This is a genomic window from Arthrobacter sp. Hiyo1, from assembly GCF_001263615.2.
Taxonomy (GTDB): Bacteria; Actinomycetota; Actinomycetes; order Actinomycetales; family Micrococcaceae; genus Arthrobacter.
Genome location: NZ_DF952469.1, coordinates 930468 through 933594, shown reverse-complemented (window position 1 = coordinate 933594; position 3127 = coordinate 930468). Strand labels below are relative to the sequence as shown.

At 66.0% G+C, this 3127-nt stretch carries 2 protein-coding genes; one reads left to right on the top strand and one right to left on the bottom strand.

The genetic code is table 11. The features are described 5' to 3' along the window. A partial coding sequence (locus AHiyo1_RS08590) for a polysaccharide deacetylase family protein (RefSeq protein ID WP_059388277.1) occupies positions 1 to 1298 on the bottom strand: 1298 nt, incomplete at its 3' end. An 81-nt stretch (positions 1299 to 1379) separates the two neighbouring features. Between AHiyo1_RS08590 and AHiyo1_RS08585 the strand changes: the two genes are divergently transcribed. Further along, positions 1380 to 2783: an amidohydrolase family protein gene (locus tag AHiyo1_RS08585; RefSeq protein WP_059388276.1), complete on the top strand. Its 1404-nt coding sequence runs from the start codon at positions 1380 to 1382 to the stop codon at positions 2781 to 2783. The last annotated feature ends 344 nt before the right edge of the window (positions 2784 to 3127 follow it).

Here is a 3127-nt window from a genome sequence, read left to right as displayed (position 1 = left end):
CCGCCCTGGAAGCGCTCGACGCCGGCCGGGTCGCCGTCGTTTTTCCCGGCCCCGCGGGCATCGTGGCACTCATTGAACGTGAGTACGCAGCCAGCGGCCTGGAAGTAGTCCGTTCCTCGGTGCCCGCGACGTCGATGTCCAATCCGGAGATCTCGCGGATGTCCAGCACCGAAATCGGCGCGCTCATGAAGCCCGCCTTTGGTTCCGACGTCGACGCGGTGGTCTGTATCGGGACGAACCTTCGCTCCGCCTATCTTGCGGCCGGCTTCGAATCCGAATTCGGCGTGCCCGTGGTCGACAGCGCAACAGCCACGCTGTGGCATCTCCTCCGGCTGGCCGGAACTGCGCGCCCGATCCCTGGTTGGGGCGCGCTGCTCGCTAGGGCCTAGGCTCGTCTTCAGCAGCCAGGCCTGGATGATCTGCGATCGCGTCGCAGTCCACGCTTGGTTTTTGCCCGCGTGGGACAAGAACGCATCCAGGGCGGCGGCGTAGGCAGGCCGGCCAATGAGGCGCGGGTGCAAGCCCACGTTCATGACGGACGGGCCGTGCCGGCTGTCAGTGAGCATGATGTCGAGCGTGCCGCACAAGTGGCGCGCGAACGCGGTGGCCGTGGGGAACTGCCTGAAGAGGCCCGAGTCGTTGGTGTCACCGGCGTAGGGCAGCACGGGCAACCCTGTTCCGTCCTTCCCCGCCTTGTCCATCCCGGTTCCGGAGTGCGGCAAGTCATCGTTGAAGCTATTGGACTCGTACATGAATCCAGCGGCGGCGAGAATGTCCCGCGTGCCAGGGTTGAGTCCGTCGCGGGAGTACCAGCTGGTCGGCGGAACGCCGGTGCTTCGGGCGATGGAGTCGCGGGAAGCGGTAATGAGCGCGCGCTCCTCCTCGGGAGCGAGCCCGGCGTGGGTATCCCAGTTGTAACCGTGGTCGGCAATTTCGTGGCCGTCCCTGACGAGCGCAGCAGCGATCTGCGGGTTTTGCTCAAGTGCCGTGGCGCAGCAGAAAGCCGTTGCCCTCGCGTCGTGGCGCCTCAGAATGCGCAACACGCGCCAGATGCCTGCCCTTGATCCGTATTCGAAAGCGGATTCCAGCGTGAGGTTCCGGACCGTGGGGTGGGCGGGGTGCTTGATCCAGTGGGCTCCAAGATCGTCCGCTGGGCCCCCGCGGGCGATGCTGCGCTCCGCTCCATCTTCGACATTGATCACCAGGGACACGGCAACGCGTGCATCCCCAGGCCAGCGGAACTCCGGTGGATGCTCGCCGTAGCCCACGAAATCCCGGGAGGTGGAGGGGACTGGCACTGTGGAATCTCCTCTGCGCTTTTTCTCTGTGGTTATAGTGAAGATACTTCGATATCATGAACGTAATCGATAGGGAGTCGAATGTCTACGCTCATCCACGGTGGCACCGTAGTGCCAGGCACAGGCAATACGGTGCTCGAAACGGGAGCAGTGATCCTGCGCCGCGGTCGCGTCGCCGACGTTCTCGAGCGTTGGGATCGCGATCAAGCGTTCGACGGCGAGGTGATCGATGCGGGCGGATGCGTCGTGATGCCTGGTCTCATCAATAGCCACGTCCATGGGGTGACTCCCGGGCCGCTCATGCCCAGCGGCGCCCCCGCGCTGCCCGACGACGAGTGGTTGGCGAATCTTGACCGCCACCTTCTTGCGGGAACCACCACAGTGCTGAACCTTTGCGGTTTCTGCACCATGGACCATGTCCGGGAAGCCGACCGCCGCCATGCGGTCCAGGTCCGTGGAGCAACGACATACTTGCCCGAGGCTGAGCGGGCCGCACGACTGGCTGACGGCAGGGGACTGCCCGCCCAGGCCGGCCACAGCACGGTGGAGAGGATGCTCGACGACGGTGCGATCGCGATCGGGGAGCTCGGCGGCGGACAAACCCTCGGCGGGGGAGGGCAGGACCTGAGCTACATCTCCCGCGCCATCGAAAAGGCGAGCGGCGTGCGCGTGCACTCGGCGCAGGCCCGGCGGATGAAGGAAGCCGTCCTTGGCCGCTTCATCGATCCCGAGGCTTGCGACATGGCCGAACTGCGCGCCGCGGCCGCCGAAGCCGGCTTGGAAGGACAGATCGGCCTCGTCGCATTGCGGAAAATCATCGCGGATTCCGTGTTGCCTTCCATCGAGCCAGCACTCAACGGCATCCGGGAGGGCGTCCAGGCCGCGGCTCGGTTCGGCGTCCCGGCGATTGTGCACAGTGCAGCCGCGACAGCCCGGGTCATGCGCGAACTCATGGACGGGACACCACAGGCCACGGCAGGCGGGTCCCGGAGACCAGGCGCCAAAGCGAGCGTCATTGCCTCCCACGCCAACCACCCCTCGCACACTCCCGCGGAGGCGCTTGCCTTGGCCAAGTTCGGCAGGGACCACGGTTGGCCGGCCGAAGTCTCCGTTTTCGACCTCCTGCACCGCAAACAGACCGTGACCACGCGGGAGCACTGGGATGTACTGCTGCAGGAGCCCAGGCTGGTGGATGTCCTCGCCACGGACTACGGCCACGAGGGCCACCACGATGAGTTGATCTCGGCCGTGCAGGATGTGGCCGAGCATGGCTACAGATCCTTGGCCGGAGCAGTGGCCATGGCAACATCCGCTGTGACCGGGTTGATTCCGGGGATTGCGCCGAACGGCGGGCGGATTGAAACGGGACGGGATGCCGACGTCGTCGTCGCCAGCGCCGAAGACTTCCGCGACGTACGGTTCGTCTTCGTCGGCGGCGTCTGCGTGGTGCGGGACGGTCGGCTGACTCCGGCGGCGCACCGGTGAACGGGCTCTTGACTCCAGAGCAGTCCGCGCGACTCATCGAGCTGGTTGGCGAGGCCATCCAGCGGGAGGACGCGGCCGCCGTCGAACGCTCATTCAATGACTTTCAGCGCGGCATGGTCGCGTTGAGGGCCGATTTCGACCCCCGACGTTTGCAGGAAGCCCCTGGAGGAGGCGCGAATGACTGAAGCATGGGAACTGGGAATCACGGAGGCGTCCGGGCTACTGCGCCGCGGCGAACTTTCGGCGGCCGAGCTCGTGGAATCCGTCATCGGGCGGCTCGAGGCCACCGAAGATTCAGTGCATGCGTGGGTCCACGTCGACCGGCTAGGCGCCCGAAACGCGGC